The sequence below is a fragment of the Propionispira arboris genome (assembly GCF_900109225.1).
In the GTDB taxonomy this organism is placed as follows: domain Bacteria; phylum Bacillota; class Negativicutes; order Selenomonadales; family Selenomonadaceae; genus Propionispira; species Propionispira arboris.
The window spans coordinates 93202-113927 of the sequence record NZ_FNZK01000003.1; the positions used below are offsets into that span (position 1 = coordinate 93202).

The 20726-nt window shown below is 37.3% G+C and carries 23 protein-coding genes; all 23 read left to right on the top strand.

From position 1 onward, the window contains the following. Positions 1 to 42 precede the first annotated feature (42 nt). Complete coding sequence (locus BMY14_RS04015) at positions 43 to 810, top strand: ribonuclease HII (protein WP_091829421.1); 768 nt, start codon at positions 43 to 45, stop codon at positions 808 to 810. A 16-nt stretch (positions 811 to 826) separates the two neighbouring features. Next, positions 827 to 2845: a hypothetical protein gene (locus tag BMY14_RS04020; RefSeq protein ID WP_091829423.1), complete on the top strand. Its 2019-nt coding sequence runs from the start codon at positions 827 to 829 to the stop codon at positions 2843 to 2845. Between the two features lie 38 nt (positions 2846 to 2883). Then, complete coding sequence (locus tag BMY14_RS20475; RefSeq protein WP_177177470.1) at positions 2884 to 3048, top strand: hypothetical protein; 165 nt, start codon at positions 2884 to 2886, stop codon at positions 3046 to 3048. 2 nt (positions 3049 to 3050) lie between these two features. Further along, positions 3051 to 3353 carry an EscU/YscU/HrcU family type III secretion system export apparatus switch protein gene (locus BMY14_RS04025; RefSeq protein WP_091829425.1) on the top strand — a complete coding sequence of 101 codons (303 nt, stop codon included), beginning with the start codon at positions 3051 to 3053 and terminating at the stop codon, positions 3351 to 3353. A gap of 195 nt (positions 3354 to 3548) precedes the next feature. Further along, positions 3549 to 3911: a YraN family protein gene (locus BMY14_RS04030; protein WP_091829426.1), complete on the top strand. Its 363-nt coding sequence runs from the start codon at positions 3549 to 3551 to the stop codon at positions 3909 to 3911. A gap of 24 nt (positions 3912 to 3935) precedes the next feature. Beyond that, the gene (locus tag BMY14_RS04035; RefSeq protein ID WP_091829428.1) at positions 3936 to 4496 is read left to right on the top strand and encodes a UbiX family flavin prenyltransferase; all 561 of its coding nucleotides are present in this window, start codon (positions 3936 to 3938) and stop codon (positions 4494 to 4496) included. Positions 4497 to 4619: 123 nt separating this feature from the next. After that, positions 4620 to 5477: a shikimate dehydrogenase gene (locus BMY14_RS04040; RefSeq protein ID WP_091829429.1), complete on the top strand. Its 858-nt coding sequence runs from the start codon at positions 4620 to 4622 to the stop codon at positions 5475 to 5477. Between the two features lie 82 nt (positions 5478 to 5559). Further along, positions 5560 to 6840 carry a GspE/PulE family protein gene (locus tag BMY14_RS04045; protein ID WP_091829431.1) on the top strand — a complete coding sequence of 427 codons (1281 nt, stop codon included), beginning with the start codon at positions 5560 to 5562 and terminating at the stop codon, positions 6838 to 6840. Then, entirely contained in the window at positions 6827 to 7897 is a 1071-nt protein-coding gene (locus BMY14_RS04050; protein ID WP_091829433.1) for a type IV pilus twitching motility protein PilT, read from the top strand. Before BMY14_RS04045 ends, BMY14_RS04050 begins: the two co-directional genes overlap by 14 nt. A gap of 12 nt (positions 7898 to 7909) precedes the next feature. Beyond that, on the top strand, positions 7910 to 9118 hold the full coding sequence (locus BMY14_RS04055; RefSeq protein WP_091829435.1) for a type II secretion system F family protein: 1209 nt from the start codon (positions 7910 to 7912) through the stop codon (positions 9116 to 9118). Between the two features lie 24 nt (positions 9119 to 9142). Beyond that, entirely contained in the window at positions 9143 to 9544 is a 402-nt protein-coding gene (locus tag BMY14_RS04060) for a type IV pilin protein (protein WP_091829437.1), read from the top strand. Next, positions 9525 to 10343: a prepilin peptidase gene (locus BMY14_RS04065; RefSeq protein WP_177177471.1), complete on the top strand. Its 819-nt coding sequence runs from the start codon at positions 9525 to 9527 to the stop codon at positions 10341 to 10343. The genes BMY14_RS04060 and BMY14_RS04065 overlap by 20 nt, the downstream gene beginning before the upstream one ends. Further along, a complete protein-coding gene (locus BMY14_RS04070; protein ID WP_177177472.1) occupies positions 10297 to 10791 on the top strand; it encodes a pilus assembly FimT family protein in 495 nt (164 codons plus the stop codon). The genes BMY14_RS04065 and BMY14_RS04070 overlap by 47 nt, the downstream gene beginning before the upstream one ends. A gap of 25 nt (positions 10792 to 10816) precedes the next feature. Beyond that, positions 10817 to 11212: a hypothetical protein gene (locus BMY14_RS04075; protein WP_091829443.1), complete on the top strand. Its 396-nt coding sequence runs from the start codon at positions 10817 to 10819 to the stop codon at positions 11210 to 11212. A 46-nt stretch (positions 11213 to 11258) separates the two neighbouring features. Then, positions 11259 to 11708 carry a PilW family protein gene (locus BMY14_RS04080; protein ID WP_143063140.1) on the top strand — a complete coding sequence of 150 codons (450 nt, stop codon included), beginning with the start codon at positions 11259 to 11261 and terminating at the stop codon, positions 11706 to 11708. Positions 11709 to 11734: 26 nt separating this feature from the next. Continuing rightward, positions 11735 to 12142, top strand: coding sequence for a hypothetical protein (locus BMY14_RS04085; RefSeq protein ID WP_091829446.1), 408 nt, complete (start codon positions 11735 to 11737; stop codon positions 12140 to 12142). Positions 12143 to 12169: 27 nt separating this feature from the next. Next, positions 12170 to 13396, top strand: coding sequence for a PilN domain-containing protein (locus BMY14_RS04090; RefSeq protein ID WP_177177473.1), 1227 nt, complete (start codon positions 12170 to 12172; stop codon positions 13394 to 13396). Between the two features lie 13 nt (positions 13397 to 13409). Continuing rightward, entirely contained in the window at positions 13410 to 13934 is a 525-nt protein-coding gene (locus BMY14_RS04095; RefSeq protein ID WP_177177474.1) for a type IV pilus inner membrane component PilO, read from the top strand. A gap of 161 nt (positions 13935 to 14095) precedes the next feature. Then, on the top strand, positions 14096 to 15235 hold the full coding sequence (gene aroC / locus BMY14_RS04100; RefSeq protein WP_091829453.1) for a chorismate synthase: 1140 nt from the start codon (positions 14096 to 14098) through the stop codon (positions 15233 to 15235). A gap of 11 nt (positions 15236 to 15246) precedes the next feature. Further along, positions 15247 to 15777 (top strand): shikimate kinase, encoded by a 531-nt coding sequence (locus tag BMY14_RS04105; RefSeq protein WP_091829455.1) that lies wholly within the window; start codon positions 15247 to 15249, stop codon positions 15775 to 15777. After that, the gene (gene aroB / locus BMY14_RS04110; protein ID WP_091829457.1) at positions 15770 to 16855 is read left to right on the top strand and encodes a 3-dehydroquinate synthase; all 1086 of its coding nucleotides are present in this window, start codon (positions 15770 to 15772) and stop codon (positions 16853 to 16855) included. Before BMY14_RS04105 ends, aroB begins: the two co-directional genes overlap by 8 nt. Positions 16856 to 17292: 437 nt before the next feature. After that, positions 17293 to 19125 (top strand): sucrose-specific PTS transporter subunit IIBC, encoded by a 1833-nt coding sequence (locus tag BMY14_RS04115; protein WP_091829458.1) that lies wholly within the window; start codon positions 17293 to 17295, stop codon positions 19123 to 19125. 209 nt (positions 19126 to 19334) lie between these two features. Further along, positions 19335 to 20669, top strand: a complete 1335-nt coding sequence (locus tag BMY14_RS04120; RefSeq protein WP_091829460.1) for an S-layer homology domain-containing protein — start codon at positions 19335 to 19337, stop codon at positions 20667 to 20669. The last annotated feature ends 57 nt before the right edge of the window (positions 20670 to 20726 follow it).

The following is a 20726-nucleotide window of genomic DNA, read 5'->3' on the forward strand; positions in this document are numbered from 1 at the left end:
ATATTTTTAGAAGAATTATGAGATGGGGCGCAGAATTAATTAATGGATATTCAAAAAATGACGATAAAAGAAATAGAGATATTAGTTAAGCAAAAAGATTTAAAGGCAGAAACAATCACAGCGTTAACAAATGATACACGCAGTGCGGTTCAGAGACTTTTTCGTAAATGGGAACGTGAGCAAAATGAAATACAGCGAGTCGATGCTTTATATAAATATGAATATCAATTTCAAAAGCAAGGCATTGAATACATTGCTGGTGTAGATGAGGCTGGACGTGGACCTTTAGCTGGTCCTGTATTTGTCGCTTCTGTTATTTTACCGATCGGTTTATATATTCCTAAAATAAATGATTCAAAAAAAATATCAGCGAAAGTCAGAGAGTCAATTTATGAATTGCTGATAAAAGAAGCAATTGCTATTGAAAGATCAATTGTGGATGAGAAAACGATTGATCGGATTAATATTTATCAAGCAACGATTAATGGTATGTATAATGCGATTTTATCACTAAAGCCAAAACCACAGCAGGTTTTGATTGATGCAGTTCCTTTAGAACAACTAGAGATACCATCATTGTCTTTGATAAAAGGAGATGCTATCAGTGCTTCAATTGCAGCAGCCTCAATTGTGGCAAAAGTAGAACGTGATCATATGATGGATGAATATGATAAAATGTATCCTGAATATGGTTTTGCGCAGCACAAGGGATATGGAACAGCCCAACATGTAGCGGCTCTTAAAAAATACGGTCCTTGCCCAATCCATCGTCGCTCTTTTGAACCAGTGAAGTCGCTTGTGAAGTGTTAAGTATGGAGGAATAACTATGGCAATAGAAACGAATGCTGCGGGTGTAAATAATATATCTCCAGTAGAACGGACACAACCTATTTCAAATAATAGCACAGTCATTAATGAAGAAGTAGGCGATCAAGCAAGTTCGCCTTTTCAGCCACAAACACATGTAACAATAGAAAATTCAGTAACGGACATGCTGAATGTGTTATCAAAAGCTGCAACAGAGACCGCAGATGGAACACAAAAAATACCGGCTGAATTACAGAAATTTATCAATACTTTGCTGCAAAATTCTTTTTCGGTAGATTCTTCTTTAGCAGAAGGTCTTGGTAGTGTGTTGCAAAGCCAACGGTTTACGCTTGATCAATTGCATGTCGCAGCAAAAATTTTAGATCAAATGGGCACTCTGGCAGAAATGGATCAAGCAAATGTTTTACCGGATGATTTGAAAATACTTTTAAGTAATTTAACGCAGTTAGATGGAAATAACGGAAAAACGCTTAATTCCGTAAATTTGATGAAAATGGCATTTCAATTGTTAGAGGGGAAATCAATCGAAGATTTTCCTGCACAATTACAACTTTTGCTAGGAAATAGCAGTCGTTCTATGCCCGCTTTGCCACAATCAGAAACGGAAAGTTTAGGCTTTTTGAAACAGTTGGTTAAAATGTTTTTGCCGACACCTTCCTCGATAAATGCTGCATCGCAAAATCAGCAAAATATGGGACAGCCTAACGCATCCTCAACCACGGCTTCAACGAATGTACCTCAGCAAAAATTAGGAACAGGCAATTTGGAAAATGAAAATCAAACGGTGGCGACGAATACAAAACAATCAATGCCAAATGAAGGCAGTCCAAGAAATCCCTTACAGACAACAACACAGTCTTTGGCTTCGGCAACTTATGCCATGCAGAAAAATTTTGGTACAGCAAATGAAAATTTACTGAATACGATGACACTGCAGGAGCCTATTGAAGATTCATTAAATGAATCGATGGATCAAGAAAATGGAGCCAACAAACAAAATAATCAAGCTGGAACCAATCCACAAATGAAAGGGCAAGCAATGGCTTCTTCTTTACAGCAAAATGCAGGGACGAGAACCTTGGCAAATGATACATTAAATCAGCCACTTACCACAAAAACGGATGCAACCTTATCAAGTCATGGTACATCAGCTGAAACTGAATCGATGGATCAACAAGCCAACAAGCAAAATAATCAAGCTGGAACCAATCCACAAATGAAAGGGCAAGCAATGGCTTCTTCCTTACTGCAAAATGCAGAGACGAGAACCTTGGCAAATGATACATTAAAGCAGACAGTGGGCACAAAGACGGATTCCAATCTGACTTTAACAAATGCTGGTACGGCTGGATTTGATGAAAATGAAATGATGCAAACACAAACTAAACTGCAAAATTCTACAGGATCCGTACCTGGTCAAGCCAATTCTACTATGATGAGACAATTCGTAGTAAGTTCAGCTGTGAATCCGCAAACCTTGAGTCAACTACTCGCATCGCCGCTGGAAAATACAGAGCAGACGATGCAGACATTGAAAAATTTAGCAAACCAGCTGATGAATAACTCTTCATTAGATGAAAAAAGTCTTATTTTGTTGAAAAATTTTATGAATAACAAACAGCAAATGATGCCTGAAGAAGATGCAAAGCAATTGCAACTGTTACTGAAACTCAGCGAAAAAAACATACCAACATCTATTTCACAGGCGGCAATCAAGCAAAACCTGCCTGAATTACCAAAACTATGGACATTTGTTCAACTGTGTGATTTGAGTGAATTAAAGGATATGCAAGCGAATGAATTAAAAAATGCCAGTAAAAATATGAACGATTTTGCCTCGCTATTACGTAAATCAATGGGGAATGAAAACTCAATTTCGGAAAATCATCGGTCGATGGCATTTATGACACCGCTGTATTTAGGTGAGAATCAAAAAAATTATCCAACCTATGTTCATATATATGACCAGTCTGAAAATGAGAATGGTCAAAATAATGAAAAAAAGAAACTTGGCTGAGACTTTGTCTTCTTACCGAAAATATTGGTGCGGTAGAAATGGTATTTCGATTGTATGAAAAAGAAAATATAAATGTGCGGCTGTCTTTTTCAAATACAGACATGGTAGAGTCGTTTAATCAATATATACCAGAACTGAAAGCTTCTTTTGAAAATTATCCTTTGGTTTTGAAAGATTTTAAAGTGCGGGCGATAGGTGAATAACTATGATCAATGATGAAAAAAGTGAAAAACAAGAAACTATTAAAGCCGTTGCCTTACAATATAGGGAAGATGAAAATACGGCACCAAAAATTATTGCAAAAGGTAAGGGGAACGTTGCAGAAAACATTCTGCTTACTGCGCAAAATAATGCTGTGCCTGTCTATAAGAATAAAACATTAACAGCAATGCTTATGGCACTTGAAATTGATAAGGAAATCCCACCAGATCTGTATGCCATGGTTGCTGAAGTTTTAGCGTATGTATATCGAATGGACCAAAAAAGAATGAAGGATTTTAATTTGTAATGTTATATAGAATGTATTAAATAAATGATATCTAGCCTATTAGTCTGTCGGGAATTTAGTACAGGGCATCGTTTGATTCCTCCGTAACGCCACGCAACCCTATACCAAATTCCTGACGATTGCCATATAAAATATTTAATGTAACTTATGATAGTTTGATTTTTTTATTAAATTGCTTGAAATGGAAGCGTTTTTATGGATAATAAATGTTTGGGGGCACTTGGAGAAGCGATTGCAGCAACCTATTTACATAGAAATGGGTATTCTGTTTTAGTGAAAAATTTTAAAGTTAAAATTGGTGAAATTGATCTTATTGTAAAAGACAAAGACGTTCTTGTTTTTGTTGAAGTAAAAACAAGGCGCAGCTTGAAATTTGGTAATGCAGCGGAAGCTGTCAATTATTATAAGCAGAGAAAAATCATTAAAGTGGCGCAGTGGTATTTGCAGCAAAAAAATATGTTGGATCAACCTTGTCGATTTGATGTGGTTGAAGTTTATTATGAAAATACAGAAAATTATCGGGTGCATCAGATAAAAAATGCATTTGAAGTGTGCTGAAACAGAAAGTGAGCGAGGTCTAAAATGCGTGTTATTGTTGGTATAACGGGAGCAAGCGGCTCTATTTATGGAGTTAGACTCATTGAAGTGTTAAAAGAAAAAAACTGCGAAGTGCATGCTGTTGTGACAAAAAGCGGCTTGCAAGTCATGGAATATGAATGCGGTATTTCCAAGGTGGATTTTGCGAAAAAAGTAGATGTTTTACATGAAGTCGATAATATTGGTGCATCAATCGCCAGTGGATCTTTTAAAAATGATGCAATGGTTATTGTTCCTTGCTCAATGAAGACGTTGGGAAGTATTGCACATGGTATAGCGGATAATTTATTGACTCGAGCGGCAGATGTTACGTTAAAAGAAAGCCGCCCGCTGATTATTGTGCCCCGCGAAACCCCTGTTAATGCGATTCATTTGGAGAATATGTTGAAATTGTCACGTTTAGGCGTTCGGATTATTCCAGCTTGTCCGGGATTTTATCATCGTCCGCAGACAATCACAGATATTATTGATATGCTTGTGGGGAAAATTTGTGATTCTATGGGAATAGAACATACACTTTTTGAACGATGGACAGGAGCAAAATAAAGATAAAAAATGTGCTTATTTCGTGCAGGAATTGAAAATTGTGCAGCGAAGTTTTTATTATTATAGGACAATTGAAAAAATATGTAGTTCACGTAGGTAAATGTATCTAAAAAAGTAAGGATGATGAATTTGTTATATACAGGTAAGACAAAAATTTTGGGAGTTATTGGCTGCCCCGTGGAACATTCACTTTCACCAGCGATGCAAAATGCAGCATTATTGAAGGCTGGACTGGATTATGCTTATATCGCTATGCCCGTGCAGCCAGAATGTTTACAAAATGCAGTTGCAGGAATTGTTGCGTTAGGGTTTCGCGGCTTTAATGTTACGATTCCTCATAAGGTCAATATTATGTCGCTTTTGGATACAATCGATGAAAATTCCAGAATGATTGGTGCTGTAAATACTGTGGTGATTGAGCAGGGGAAATTAGCTGGATACAACACAGATTCCATCGGATTTATTGTCGCATTAAAAAAACAAAATTTTGTAATTGAGCATAAAAAAGCTGCTCTTTTGGGTGCTGGTGGTGCAGCTCGGGCAATTATTTGGGGTTTGATTTCCAATAAAATTCAGCAAATTGTCATTGGTGTTCGCAATATCGAAAAAGTAAAACCTCTAGTTGAAGAATTTAAGAAATTTATCGATATTGAATTATTCCACTGGGAAGATCCGGTGTTTCAGAAAAAATTAGGTTCAGTTGATTTATTGATTAATACGACGCCTTTGGGTATGCATCCTAAAATAGATGAAAGTCCGGCCGTCAATTGGCAGTATATAAAAAATGATACATTTGTTTATGACATTATTTATACGCCTCAGGAAACCAAGTTTTTAGCTGCGGCTAAAAAACACGGCAATCCGACGCTAAATGGTGAACAGATGTTAGTAGAACAAGGAGCAGCTGCGTTTGAATTATGGACGAAACAAAGACCTGATACACAGATTATGACCGAACAATTACAAAAAGCCCTCGGTTAAATCCTGGCAGACTAATAGGATAAATGCAACTTATATATATGTTTTTGTAAATTTTTATTTTGAGTAGATGGGGTGATATACCATGCCAATAATGCTGGAAGATCATTATACAATGGAAATGCTCATACATAAAATGCTGCATAGCATTGAGGTGGAGACAAGTCCTTATAAGCCGCCTCAGCCAAAAGCTCCAAATGATGCGCCAGTTATTATGCTTGTTGATAAAATTATCCAACAAGCAATTGACGTCAATGCGAGTGATATTCATATTGAACCAACAGCTGAGATAGTTCGGATACGGTTTCGTATTGATGGACAGCTTTGCGAAACGCATGAACTGCCGATCTCAGTTCATGCGTTTTTTGTTTCGCGCCTCAAAATTATGAGCTCTTTAGATACAACAGAAACACGTATGCCGCAAGATGGTCGCATCCATTATGAATATGCGCAGAAAAAAATTGATTTGCGGATATCAACAATGCCGGTTATGTATGGTGAAAAAGTGGTAATTCGTATTTTAGATAAATCGGCATCCTTGCTGCAGACGAGTGAATTAGGATTTTCACCCGCAAATTTTAAGCTTTTTACAGATATTTGCCACCGGTCATATGGGATGATATTAAATACCGGTCCAGTTAACTCGGGTAAAACTACAACTTTATATGCAGCCTTAAACGCAATCAATACACCTAGTAAAAATATCATTACCATAGAAGATCCAGTGGAGTATTGTTTGGATGGAATTAGCCAGATTCAGGTGAATCCTAAAAAGGGACTCAGCTTTTCGGTTGGCCTGCGGTCAATTTTGCGGCAAGACCCGAACATCATTATGGTTGGTGAAATTCGTGATAACGAAACAGCTGAAATTGCTGTGCGAGCTGCTTTAACAGGACATCTTGTTTTTAGTACGCTGCATACGAATAATGCAATTGGGGCGATTGTTCGTCTCTTTGATATGGGAATTGAACCTTTTTTAATCGCATCCTCTATTTTAGGTGTTTTGGCACAGCGTTTAGTTCGTAAAATTTGCCCAGACTGCAAAGAGGCCTATATTGTAAAAGAAAATTCTCCTGAACGTAAATATTTAGAAAATTTCTATCAACCAGGGATCGTCCTTTACCGTGGCAGAGGGTGCGGGTCTTGTGGCGGAACGGGTTATAAAGGGCGCATGGCTATTCAGGAAGTTTTGGTGATGAATGATACAGTTCGTGCGTCTTTTCAAAATGGAATATCGATTTCTCTGATAAAACATAGTGTTTCTCAAGCAAATATGGTGCCAATTTATCAAGATGGCATTCAAAAAGCATTAGCAGGGAATACATCGTTAGCAGAGGTTGTGAGAGTAACCTATGGAAATTTGTAACGAATCACTTAAATTGGCAGAAAATTTTGTTTATATTATTTTAAAAGAAGGTGTTGAACAAAAAGCATCGGATATCCATTTGACAGTGGGTGCGCCACCCGCTTTTCGTAAAAATGGCCTTTTACATTTCCAAAAACAACAAGCGTTAGAAAAAACAGAGTTAGATGCTATTTTTTGCTTTATGACAAATTCGGACCAGCAAATAAAATTAGACCAAAAAGCAGAATTGGATTTTATCTATGAGTTTCCCCAAGTGGGACGTTTCAGGGTTCATGCTTTTCGACAGCGAAGCTGTATTGCAATGGCGATACGCATTGTCGAAAAGACGATCCGCAGCTTGTCGATGCTGAATCAAACAAGTATTTTACAGAATATGTTGCTCAAAAAACATGGTCTTATTTTATTGACAGGGAGCACTGGATCAGGAAAATCGACGACTTTAGCCGCAATGGTGGATTGGCTGAATCAAACCCAAGCCTACCATATCGTTACATTAGAAGATCCTATTGAATATATTTATCCGCATCAAAAAAGTTTGGTGAATCAGCGAGAATACGGGCTGGACTTTTTTTCCTTTCATGAAGCACTACGAGCTGCTTTACGTGAAGACCCCGACGTTATTATGGTGGGTGAACTGCGCGATGCAGAGACCATGCTCACGGCGATTACAGCCGCAGAAACAGGCCATCTTGTTTTAGGAACTTTACATACATTTGACACCATCGAGGCAATCAATCGTATTATTAGTATGTTTCCAACTCACCAACAAGGTCAGATCCGTATGCAGATGGCAATGACTTTGCAAGGAATTATTGCGCAGCAGCTTATTTTACGTAAAGATGGAAATGGGAGGGTATGTGCCATGGAAATTCTGGTTGTTACCGCAGCTATTCGTAATTTGATTCGCGAGGGAAAAATACAGCAGATTTTTTCACAATTGCAAACGGGTAGAAAATTTGGGATGAATACGATGGCTATGGCATTACAAGCATTGTTGGAAAAAGATATCATCACCCAAGAGGTGGCGGCTTCATGTCAACGAGGTGATGCATTTTGAACGGGGGTGCTTTTGCTGGATCGCTATGGGTATGAAATACGGAATATAGCAGGACGTGTAATGGTAGGCGAAATTCGAGCCGAATCAAAGCAGGCGGCGGTGCATTTAATTAGGGAAGATGGCTATTACATTACGAAAATCAAAAAAATTACAACAATCAAAAACATGGTTACTATGGGAAATGGCGTTAAAGACAAAGAAATCGTTCTTTTATGCCGACAATTGGCCATTATGGTGACAGCTGGTATTCCATTAGCTGATAGTCTGGGAATTCTGATGAACCAAACCGGGACAGGGACATTAAGAGATATTTTGCGTGTGATTTATATGCAGTTGCAAGAAGGACAAACGTTGTCGAATGCATTAGCTTCATATGCATCGGTTTTTCCATCGGTTATGGTTTATATGATTGCTGCGGGAGAGCGTGGCGGAGTTTTGGATATAGTACTGAATCGTTTGTCTGTTTATTTGGAAAAAGATTATCAAATGCGTGAAAAATTAAAATCAGCGATGTTATATCCATTGTTACTTATGTCGTTGTCTGTCATTGTATTGGTTTTCATTTTAGTATTTATTATGCCGCTTTTTGTGACACTATTTGATAATGCAAATGTACAGCTGCCTCTCGTAACGCGTCTTTTATTAGCAGGAAGCTATTTTGTGGTGAATTATGGATGGACACTTATCTTATTTTTTAGTCTAATTGGTGCAATAGGGTATTCTGTTTATCAAAGACCGCCCTGCCGGGAGCGTCTGGATCAAATGTTGTTAAAAATACCGTTCCTGGGTGAATTTTTTACTAAAATGGCAATTGCGAGGTTTAGTTCAACCTTAGCAGCTCTTCTTAAAGGTGGAGTTCCTATCGATAAGGCAGTGGGGATTGTAACAAAGATTATTGATAATTTGTATTTAATAAAAATTTTTTTAATTGCAAAAAGCGACTTACAAAAAGGTGTTTCTTTATCGAAATCCCTGCAAGATCAGACGGTGTTTGAACCTATGTTTTTACAAATGATGGTGGTAGGTGAAACGACAGGAGAATTGGATCAGATTTTGCAGAAAGCAGCCCAGTATTATGAAAATGACGTAGATCGTATTTCTGAACGAATGGGAACTTTACTCGAACCTCTGATGATTATAATTTTAGGGATTATCATAGGCAGTATTGTATTGTCAATTGCTTGGCCAATGTTTGATTCGCTTACATATATCAACCAATAAAATTAAGCAAGGGGAGCGCTTCGCATGTTTAAATATATTAAAAATAATCAAAATGGTTTTACTTTATTAGAATTAATGATCGTAATTGCCATCGTTAGCATTTTATCGCTGATCGCCATTCCTAAATTTAATGATGCAATTGCCCAAGCGAATACAGCTCGAATACAATCTGACTTACAGACAATTGATACAGCTATTGTAATGTATCAGGCACAAAATGGTAAATATCCCAGTAATATTGGTACGGATTTAAATTCTTTTATTACGGGAGCTGATACATTAAAAGCCCCTAAGGGATTCTGTTTTGTTAAGAATGGTGGTACGGATGGAAAAGTTAAAATTGAAAATACGGCCTATGAGTTAAATGCCGATGGTGATCATGCTTTGTGCCAAGGTAAAATGGCAAATGAATTTGGTACTACCTAAAAAACAAACAGGTGTTTGGAACGGATCAAATAAAACGATGGGAGATAGTTTTATGGACATCTGGATTGGCATAATTGGCTTGAGTTTAGGGAGCTTTTTGAATACGTGTATTTATCGAATACCACGTCATCAGTCTATTATATGGCCACGTTCTTATTGTACAAGTTGCGGCAGGCAAATTCGCAGCATCGATTTAGTGCCATTTTTTAGTTGGATTTTCCTTCATGGTCACTGCTATTATTGTCGAGCGCCTATCTCCTGCCGCTATGCAGTGATTGAAGTGTTAACAAGTCTTACAAGCGTGATTGTTTACAAAAACGAAAACGGAAGTGCAGCTTTTTTTGCGGGAATCTTACTAATAGGTTTTTTGATTAGTATCGCTTTTATCGATTATGACTGGCATTTGATTTTTGATAAAGTTTTGCTTAGTTTTGCTTTTTGTGGAGGTATTGTTCAAATGTTTTTAGGACAGACTTCTTATCTAAATATGTTTTTGGGTTTTTTGACGGGCGGTGGCTGTTTGCTTCTTTTTATGATTTTGAGCCATGGTGGTATGGGAGGCGGGGATGTTAAATTTGCCGCAGTACTAGGTATTTGGTTTGGTTGGCAGGATATTTTATTGATTTTATGGATCGCGTTTGTTTTAGGCGGTTTGGTGGGAATTCTACTTTTAGCAACAGGCAAAAAAACACGGAAAGATTTTGTGCCGTTCGGACCATTTTTAGCATTTGCTGCATTTTTCATTTATTTATATGGAAACATTATTCTATCTGTTTATCAGGCAATTGCTTATGGATGAGCAGGGAACGTCCTATATTGAGCTATTGTGTGTCTTATTGATTATAAATATACTGGCTGCCCTGATTTTACCTAAACTTACGATGATAGATAAAACAAGTTTGGATTATGAGGCAAGATATCTGGTTTCTGATTTACGTTGGATGCAGGAACAATCGATTTATCGAATGAATGGGAATGCAAAATTCAATCGAATTGAGTTTGACACCATGCCAAAGCTGGTGATGGATCAGAATCCAGAGTCTGGTTATGTTATTTTTCAAGGTTCAAATATCGTAAAACAACATACTTTTACGAAACCAATTACAATTCCCACTAATTATGTGAATGTACGTTTTACGATTGATGGACGCATGAATCCGCCCCGGACCATTTATTTATATAAAGGGCATGAACGGCTGGCGGTAATAATTGATGTGGCAGGACGGATTCGGATAGAAAAGCCATGAAGTTTCTTTAAGTGAGGTTATATTTATGCATGAAAATGGATTTTTTTTAGTGGAGGTAATGGTACTATCGGCTATTGCTTTTGCGATTGCGGCATTGTTTAGTTTATATACCATTAGTGGAAAATCAATGGAACATACAACAATTCAAATTACCGCTGGTTTCTTAGCGCAAAAGCAATTAGCGTATATTAAAGGTGATACAGCAGTATTGCAAATGTATCAAAATGGCATAATTCCCTGGCAAGATAGTGATGATCCTATTCCTGTCAAAAAAAATGGTATAGCTTATGTTATAAATACTACAGTCGATTCTGTGCCAAATAATGAGGCATTGAAAAAAGTAGTTGTGGTGGTTTCATGGGAAGAAAATCATATAAATAAACAAGTCAGCATGGCAACGCTGGTTTCCTGCCATGGATAAACTGCGGCAGGTCCTACATAATAAAAAGGGAGCGTCACTGGTCGAGATGTTAGTGACTATGCCTCTGCTATGTTTTTTATTGCTTACAATTGGAACGAGTTTTCTTTTATTGATGAAATTTTATAGTAGCTATCTAGGTGATTTAGAATTACAGCAACAGATGCGATTTGCGCTACTTAGTATGACGCGAGATATTGCAGCGGCAAAGATCGTTGAAATAGGGGAGGATAAACTGGAAATTACGACTAAACGCCATTTAGAGCAAGAAAAACAGATTCTTTATGAATTAAATACGGGACCCACGATCAATCGTTTAATGAAAGATAATCAACCGTTGACGGGAGAAAGTAAAGTTGCTGCTATTTCTATTACAAAATTCAATTGCAAAAAAATCAAGCATCATATTATCAATATAGCAATCGAAGGGGTAAATGAAAATACGAATAAAAAAATTTCACTAGAAACAGCTGTTGCTACGATGGTGGATGGATCATAAGTGTTTAAGAGGATTAAGGTGAAAGGATGCAAAAAGGTTTTGGCTCAATTTTGGGATTATGCATTATGGTTGTTCTTTTATTTTTAGGAACAGGTTTGTTTCTTATTAGTCAGAATGAACAGCATATGGCAAATGATTTTGTGTCGGGCATGCAGGCTCAAAATTTGGCGGAAGCAGGAGTGCAGGATGGGCTGTGCTTTTTAAAAAATGATTCAGACCTATTTTACCGAGCCCGAAACGGGTTACTAGATAATGATTCGATATTGAAATCACGTACAGACGCTTTTAGAGAAGGCACCTATGAAGTTTATATGACGAATGCGGATGACCAATTGCTAGTCATGTCTATTGGACATGTGGGCAAGATAAAAGCTCAGATTGTTGTTTATTTACAATTTAAAAATGATGAATTTGAGATTGTACGTTGTGAATAATATGTTTTAATGGGGAGCTTCAGAGGAATGCATAAAAATATAAAATTTTGGCAGGAAAAAATTTTTGTTAAAACATATGAAGTTGTTTTGGGTATTGTTATCGGAGAACATACGATACAGATTGTAAAACTGGATTGCAGAGACAAAATCCCGCTTTTATTACGAAGTATAGAGATTCAAATTCCACAAATATATGAAGAGGATTCATTGGCGTTGCTTTATAAAGCTTTGCTGCAAAAAACAATTGACGTTGAAGGGTTGGCTAAATGTGCAGCTGTGGTTGCTTTTTCGGCAAAAAACATTTTTTCTTGTCTGGCAGATTTTCCTGTTTTAGAAGGGGCGGCTTTACGTGAAGCAATAAAATGGGATGTAGAAAAATATATCCCATTTTTAGAAGGTGAATATCATTATGATTTTCAAATTGTTGAAAAAAAAGAAATGAAGATCACCGTGCGTATTGCGGCGATGGACAAAGTCTTGTTAGACACGGTAGCGACAGTTTTTCAGGTGAATTCGATGCCGCTGTTAGGTGTTTTGGAAGCAGATGCGTTGCAGGGAGAGCTTATTGAAGCAACTGAATTGGGCTTCGTTTGGCAATCACATGCCGCGGTAGAGCAAAACATAGCTATTTCATCCGCGCTCGATAGCCAGTCAATTCTATCGCAGCCTGATAAAATTTTGCCAGCCGTAGAGACGATATTTTATAAAAATATTGAACGGCAGCAAATTAATTTGTTACCGTTTGCGCAGCGTGCCGATGACTTTGTCTTGTATAGATTATTTGCTGGTGTTTTAATTTTATTGATCTGCTGTTTTAGTAGTTGGTATGCTTATACTTGTGTAAAAATCTATAATATGGAACAGCAGCTGACAAAAAATGATGCCGCCTTACAATTACTTGATGAGAGTGTTAGCCGCCGAGTAAAATTGACTGAAACTAAACAGGAAATTGATGATAAAAATTCTATTTTAATCAATTTGTCGAATCAAAAAATTTCTTGGTATGCCATGATGGTCCATTTAGGCAATTTAGTTGTTGATGATGTATGGCTTACGGAAGTATATCTAAGTGATAAAAATGAATTGAGTCTGCAAGGCAAAAGTTTAGATTATCAAGCTTTGGCATCTTTTGTAAAAAAATTTGAAAAAGATACATTGTTTTCTGAGGCGGCATTAATCAATTCAAAAAATATGCACGATGAAGCTTTTAACAAAGATATTACGGTATTTGAAATTACAGCAAAATTTAAATAAAAGTGGTGATATCATGAAGTCTAAAAAACTGATGTATCAGCTGAGTTTTTTTCTGTTGGGTGTGATTCTTTTGAGTGTTACGGTGTACACGTTTGTTTATGTACCTCGCCAGCAAGAACTATTGGATTTGACAGCAACTGTTACAGAAAAAGAAACAAGTGTAATTTCAATTGAGAATTTTATGAATGAACATCCTGATATGGCTGCTTATGAGCAAGAACTTAGGAAAAAAAATGATTTTTTGTCACAAATGTTACCCAATAATATGGAATTAAGCAGTTTTTTAAGCGAAGTTGAGAAAATGGCCGCCGCCAGCCAAGTTACTTTATTACAGATAAAACCGAATAAACTGATTTCAAAAGATAACTATCAAGAAATTCCCATTCTACTTGAGTTTCAGGGTAATTATTTTCAGATACTTCATTTTTTGCGACAAATAGAGGCTGCACGGCGCTTTAATAAAGGAAGCCATTTAAGTATCCAGACGCAAGATGGTGTTTTAGTTTGTAAACTGGTTCTTAGTATTTATTCATTGTAAATTGAGATAGAGTAGGAACTTATCGTATAATCCACTACAATGAGACAATTTTTTCTTTACCATACACTTGATTTGTACTGCTTGATAGAATAAACTATTAAATATGTATAATTGAACTGTTGATTTACATATTTAATAATTTATGGATGAGGTGCGTTACTATGTTTCGTTTTTTGACGGCTGGGGAGTCTCACGGACAGTGCTTAACAGCAATTGTAGAAGGTATGCCAGCGGGACTGACAATTGATGTTGATCAAATCAATAAAGATATGGCACGCCGCCAACAAGGCTATGGCAGAGGCGGACGTATGTTAATTGAGACAGATAAAATGGAAATTCTTTCAGGTGTGCGTTTTGGCGAAACAATGGGAGATCCAGTTACAGTTAAAATTGCTAATAAAGATTGGGAAAACTGGACGGGGCGAATGTCAGTTTCAGGTAAACCAGAAGGACCTGTTGTAACAGCGGCACGTCCTGGTCATGCGGATTTAACTGGAATTAAAAAATATGATCGCAAAGATATTCGTGATATATTAGAACGTTCCAGCGCCCGAGAAACTGCAGCAAGAGTGGCTGTTGGCGGTTTGGCAAAACAACTTTTAAAAGCATGTGGAATCAAAATTGTGTCACAGGTTACGAATATTGGCGGTATTCAGATTGATGAGGCAAACATCGCTTATGATACGTGGGGAGAGAATCTTTCCGAGTTAAATTGTTGTGATGCTATCGCAGAAGAAAAAATGAAAGAGAAAATAAGACAGGCAAAAACCGATGGTGATACGTTAGGGGGCATTTTTGAAATTGCTGTTTTAGGGGTTATGCCGGGATTAGGCAGTCATATCCAATGGGATCGACGTTTGGATGCAAGAATAAGCGGCGCCTTAATGTCGATTCAAGCCATTAAAGGTGTAGAAATTGGTGCTGGATTTGAGTATGCAAATCTACCAGGAAGTTTGGCTCACGATGAAATATTTTTAGATGAATCGCAGCATGTATATCGAAAAACGAATCATGCGGGTGGAATTGAAGGCGGTATGAGCAACGGTGAAGCAATTGTTGTACGAGTGGTAATGAAGCCGATACCAACATTAATGAAACCACTGCGTTCAATCGATATTAAGTTGAAAGAAGCCGTCCTGGCTTGCAAAGAACGCAGTGATGTTTGTGCAGTATCCGCAGCATCGGTCGTTGGTGAAGCGATGACCGCGATTGTAGTGGCGCAGGAACTTTTAGAAAAATTTGGCGGGGATTCTATTGGTGATTTAAAAGCAGCAATTGCACATTACCAAAAACGGATTTAAGGTACGTACGGATGAAAAATATTATTTTGATTGGGTTTATGGGAACAGGTAAGACGAGTACGGGGCGATTACTGGCAAGTCGCTTGGGTTACTCTTTTATCGATACAGATCATAAAATTGAAGTGGATCATAAAATAACTATAAAAGCTATGTTTGCAAAATACGGAGAAGCATATTTTCGCAAAAAAGAAGCTGAAACGATTCAAAAAGTTGCAAAGTATCGTAATGTTGTCATATCGACTGGTGGCGGTACCGTTTTAAATCCTGCTAATTTGCAAATCTTACAAGAAAGCGGCATTGTTATTTCCTTGACCGCAGAGATTGATGTTATTTTAGATCGAACCGGTAGAAAATCATCACGTCCTTTACTTGCACTTGAAGACGCAACGCAACGCCGAGAAATGATTGTAAATTTATTGGATAGTAGAAAAGATCTTTATCAACAAGCTAATCTTAGTATTGATACAAGTAATTTATCGCCGTTACAAGTGGTGGAGCAGATTTTGCTATTTCTGCGGAAGGAGGTTGGTGCTCATGTGTAAGGTAATGGTTGATCTTGGCACAGAAAGTTATGAGATCCTTATTGGTACCAAACTAACAGAAAATATTAGAACGTTTGTTTTACAAGCGAGTTTTTCTAAAACAGTTTTGGTTATTTCGGATAATAATGTTGGGACGTTGTATGGCAATGCCTTATTAGACTTACTAAAACAAGCAGGGTTTCAAGCAGAAATCATTTTTGTGGTTCCCGGTGAAAGTTCAAAATCGCTGACGGTGGCTGATGGAATCTATACAAAAGCAATTGAACTTGGACTTGATCGTAAATCACCGATTGTGGCTTTGGGTGGTGGTGTTGTTGGTGATCTTGCGGGTTTTGTGGCCGCAACATATATGCGGGGGGTACCATTCATTCAGATCCCGACAAGTTTACTAGCGCAGGTAGACTCTAGTGTGGGCGGCAAGGTTGCCGTCAATCATCGGCTTGGCAAAAATTTAATTGGTGCATTCTATCAGCCAAGTGCAGTCTTTATGGACTTAGATATGCTAAAAACGCTGCCAAATCGTGAAATTTATACTGGCTTAGCTGAAATTATAAAATATGGTATTATTTATGATCAAGATTTTTTTTCTTATCTTGACCAGCACGCGAAAAAAATCCTTGCTTTGGAATCAACGGTTCTAGCTCATATTATCCATCGTTCTTGTGAGATAAAAGCAGAGGTGGTAAGTCAAGATGAAAAAGAATCCGGTTTGCGGATTATTTTAAACTTTGGTCATACGCTGGCACATGCTATTGAAAGTGAAACAAACTATGAAGTATATAATCATGGTGAAGCAGTCGCTATTGGTATGTATGGGGCGGCACGCCTCAGCTGGAAACTAGGATTGATCCACTCAACAGATGTAGAGCTGGTAAAGAACATGCTAGAAAAATTTCATTTACCAATCAAAGCACAACAATGTACAGTAGACGGTTTATTTAAAAGTATATTCCATGATAAAAAAGCGGTTAATGGTAAAGTGAAATGGGTATTGATAGAATCCATTGGAAAAGTAAGGACAATGACCGACATCGCAGATGATTTAGTAAAAGAAGTTATGTCTGAAATTATCTTATAAGGTAGAAAACAGAGCAATAGAACGTACGTTTATACTGGCTTTTAGTTAAATTAAACAAAAAATACTTTTTTATAAAAATTTTTTGTTTTCAAAGAAAAATCCAAGATTTTATAAGTATAATAAGAATTGTAAGGTAACACTTTACGACTACCCGTATCATAAAAATATAACACACAAAAAAGCAGGGCTATTGCTGTAGCCTTGCTTTTTTGTGTGTTAGAACTGGAATCTATAACGAATCATAAATTTTATAGTTTCTTTTAACGGGCGAATAAATATTTTATATCCCATTCCTGACAAGCGGATAGGCGGCATTTCTTTAATGCATTATCTATAGTGTTGAATAAATTAAATTTTCTAACTTTTAATTGACAAAAATATATGGAACTGATATCATATCAAATATGGAACCGATTTCATAAAGGAGGATTTATACTATGCAAGATATTTGTATTGAAAGCCCACTTGCCGGTGAGCTGATTGAGTTGTCCAAGGTAAAGGATGTCGGATTTTCGAACGGTGCTATGGGAAGAGGTGCTGCTGTAAAGCCAATTGATGGTAAGGTGTATGCACCTTTTGATGGTGTTGTAGAAGTCCTGTTTCCAACGATGCATGCGATTGGATTAAAATCGATGACAGGTATAGATATACTCATTCACATCGGTTTTGATACAGTGAAATTGGCGGGTCAATATTTCACAGCACATGTGAAGCAAGGTGACCGGGTAAGTAAAGGACAAATGCTGGTTGAATTTGATCTGGCAGCGATTGAAAATGCAGGTTATGATACAACAACTGTTATCGTTGTAACCAATTCAGCAGATTATACTACGATCACACTGCTATTAGGTGATACGATCATAAAATCAATAGGAGGGGAAACTAACGTGAAGGACAGTATACCAGACAACATGGTAAAGGAAGAATATGTTGCCGCCGAAATATTGAAATATATCGGTGGTAAGTCAAATATTCGTTCTGTAGAACATTGTGCCACCAGATTGCGCCTTATTTTGAAAGATAAGAGTCAGATCAATGAAAAGTCTATTGAAAATATTGATGGGGTAAAAGGACAATTTTTTGCGGCAGCACAGTTCCAGATTATTTTAGGAACAGGCTTTGTTGATAAAGTCTATGCGGTTATTGTCCGTGATTCGGAAAGCTTAGCTGGCAGCAGTAATAATGAAACAGCTTACCAAGAGATGACAATGCTGCAAAAAATTTCAAGAACACTGGGCGATGTTTTCGTACCAATCATACCAGTACTTGTAGCTACTGGTATTTTTATGGGATTGCGTGGAATGGCGCAGAGTTTAGGAATACAGTTCAGTGAAAATTTTTTACGAATGTCACAAATTCTTACGGATACGGCTTTTGCTTTTTTACCGGCGCTCGTTACGTGGTCTACAATGAAAAAATTTGGTGGTACACCTGTTATTGGGATTGTGCTTGGTCTTATGCTGGTTGCGCCACAATTACCAAATGCGTATGCGGTAGCAAGTGGAGATGCACAGGTTATTTCAATGAGTATTTTTGGTCTTACCGTTCCGGTTGTAGGTTATCAAGGGTCTGTTTTACCCGCCCTGGTACTCGGAATTCTTGCGGCAAAATTGCAGAAATGGTTTAAATCTTTTGTGCCAGATGTACTTGATCTTATTATAACTCCATTTATGACATTATTCATTTCAATGCTTATTGGCATTCTTGTTGTTGGTCCAATTATGCATTCCGTTGAGTCTAATATATTTAGTGCAGTTAAGGCATTCTTGGATTTACCGTTTGGCCTTGGCGGTCTTGTTGTTGGCGGCTTACATCAGGTAATTGTTGTAACTGGCGTACATCATGTATTCAATGCACTCGAAATAGAGCTTTTGGCCACGACTGGACAAGATGCTTTTAATGCAATTATTACTGGAGCTATTGTCGCACAAGGCGGGGCAGCTTTAGCCGTTGCTTTGAAGACAAAAAACCCTAAAAAACGTTCTTTATATATTTCTTCCGTCATTCCAGCTTTTCTTGGTATTACGGAACCAGCTATCTTTGGGATCAATCTCCGATTTGTTAAACCTTTTATTTATGCACTAATAGGCGGCGCTGCTGCTGGTATGGCCGCAAGCCTCATGCATCTTGCCGGCACTGGAATGGGAATTACTGTTATTCCGGGAACACTTTTATACATGAATCATTTACTTGAGTATCTTTTTGTCAATGCAATCGGTTTTGGTGTAGCCTTTACGCTTACGTTCATGCTGTTTAAGCAGAGCGAATAAATAGTGTTGCTTTATTTATCAATTTAGAATTCTATCGAAACGGTTCCTTTACCATGTATTCAATAAAAAACATTAAGTGGATCAACAAATGTTCAAAAGGTATTTTGAGGCAGCGGCAACTGTTTTTTTTATACAAAGAACTATATTGATCAACTTTAAAGATTACTCAGAGAGTGCAGTGAAATTATAAAACATGAGGGGTAATGAAAATGAATATGAGAAAAAATACGATATGTGTACTTACAGCAGCAATTTTTTTGGCAACAACTGGAACCGGTTCCGCAAATAAAAATCCATTTGCCGATGTGCTACAGGGCGATTGGTCATATAATGCGATTGAAAGTTTAATCCACAAAGGTATGGTTCGTGGTTATGATGATATGAGCTTACCTAAAAATCAGATCCTTACACGTAATGAAATGGCTGTACTTGTGGCAAAAGCCATGTCTAAAGACAATATGGCTGATGCGGATACAAAAGTAGTACTTGATAATTTAGCCAAAGAGTATTCGGATGAATTGCAAGCAATTGGTGTGTACAATGAAAAAACACAAGGGCCTGTTGTCAAAGAAAACAAACTAGATCGTTTGAGCTTTGATGGAATGGGACGGATACGTTTTGATAAAGGCAATACGGGCGGATTGACCGTTCAAAGGGGAACAAAGCAAGGCAGCTATACACCCAATAGTCACATTAATATTGATATAAACTATGCTTATAAAATTAATGATGCGTGGTCTTTACATGGTGAAAATGAGTACGGACGTCAATTAAATTATGGTGGCGAAAATGAAACGCTGCAGCATTCTGTTTTTGAACAAATGTATTTAGCGGGACCCGTTTTACCAAATGTAAATATTAAAGCTGGTCGATTTAGTGCCTATTCGCCACAGGGACTTGTATACGATGATAAAGTAACGGGTGCACAGATTTCCTTTGGTAACGTAGTGAAAACAACATTAGAAGGTGGTTTGGCAACTTCTACCGATGATGATACAACCGTTACGATTGATGGCACAAATTATGAATATAAGTCGGGAAATTATCAAGCGGCATTATTTGATGTGCCATTAAGTAAAATAAGCAATATACATTTAGGTTATTATCATATTGGTGGTAATATTTTGCAGCATCAATCTTCGGTCAATGATTATGTCAATTATTATACCGTTGGGTTCGACAGCAAGGTTGCCGATAATTTAAGTCTTTGTGCAGTTTACGCGAAATCGGATGCGAAAGGAATAGCATCTTCTGGTATTACAAGTACCGATCAAAAAGCATATCTTATGAAACTTACATATAAAGCGGCTGATTTGACAAAACCAAAAAGCTTTGATGTTTTTGCAATGTATCGGAAAAGTCCGCAACTGGCAAGTTACAGCAATACCGATGATTGGTGTCAGAATGTAAAAGGAATCCGCATTGGGCTGGATTATGTGTTTACCAAAAATATGGGGCTTACAACTTGGTATGCATGGGGAAAAGATGTAGACACAAAAGAAACAAACGATATGTATAGAGTTCAGTGGAATTTCTTATTATAAGATAAAACAATATAACATGTCGATTTCTTTTAGTAGATCGGTTCCATATAAAAGCTT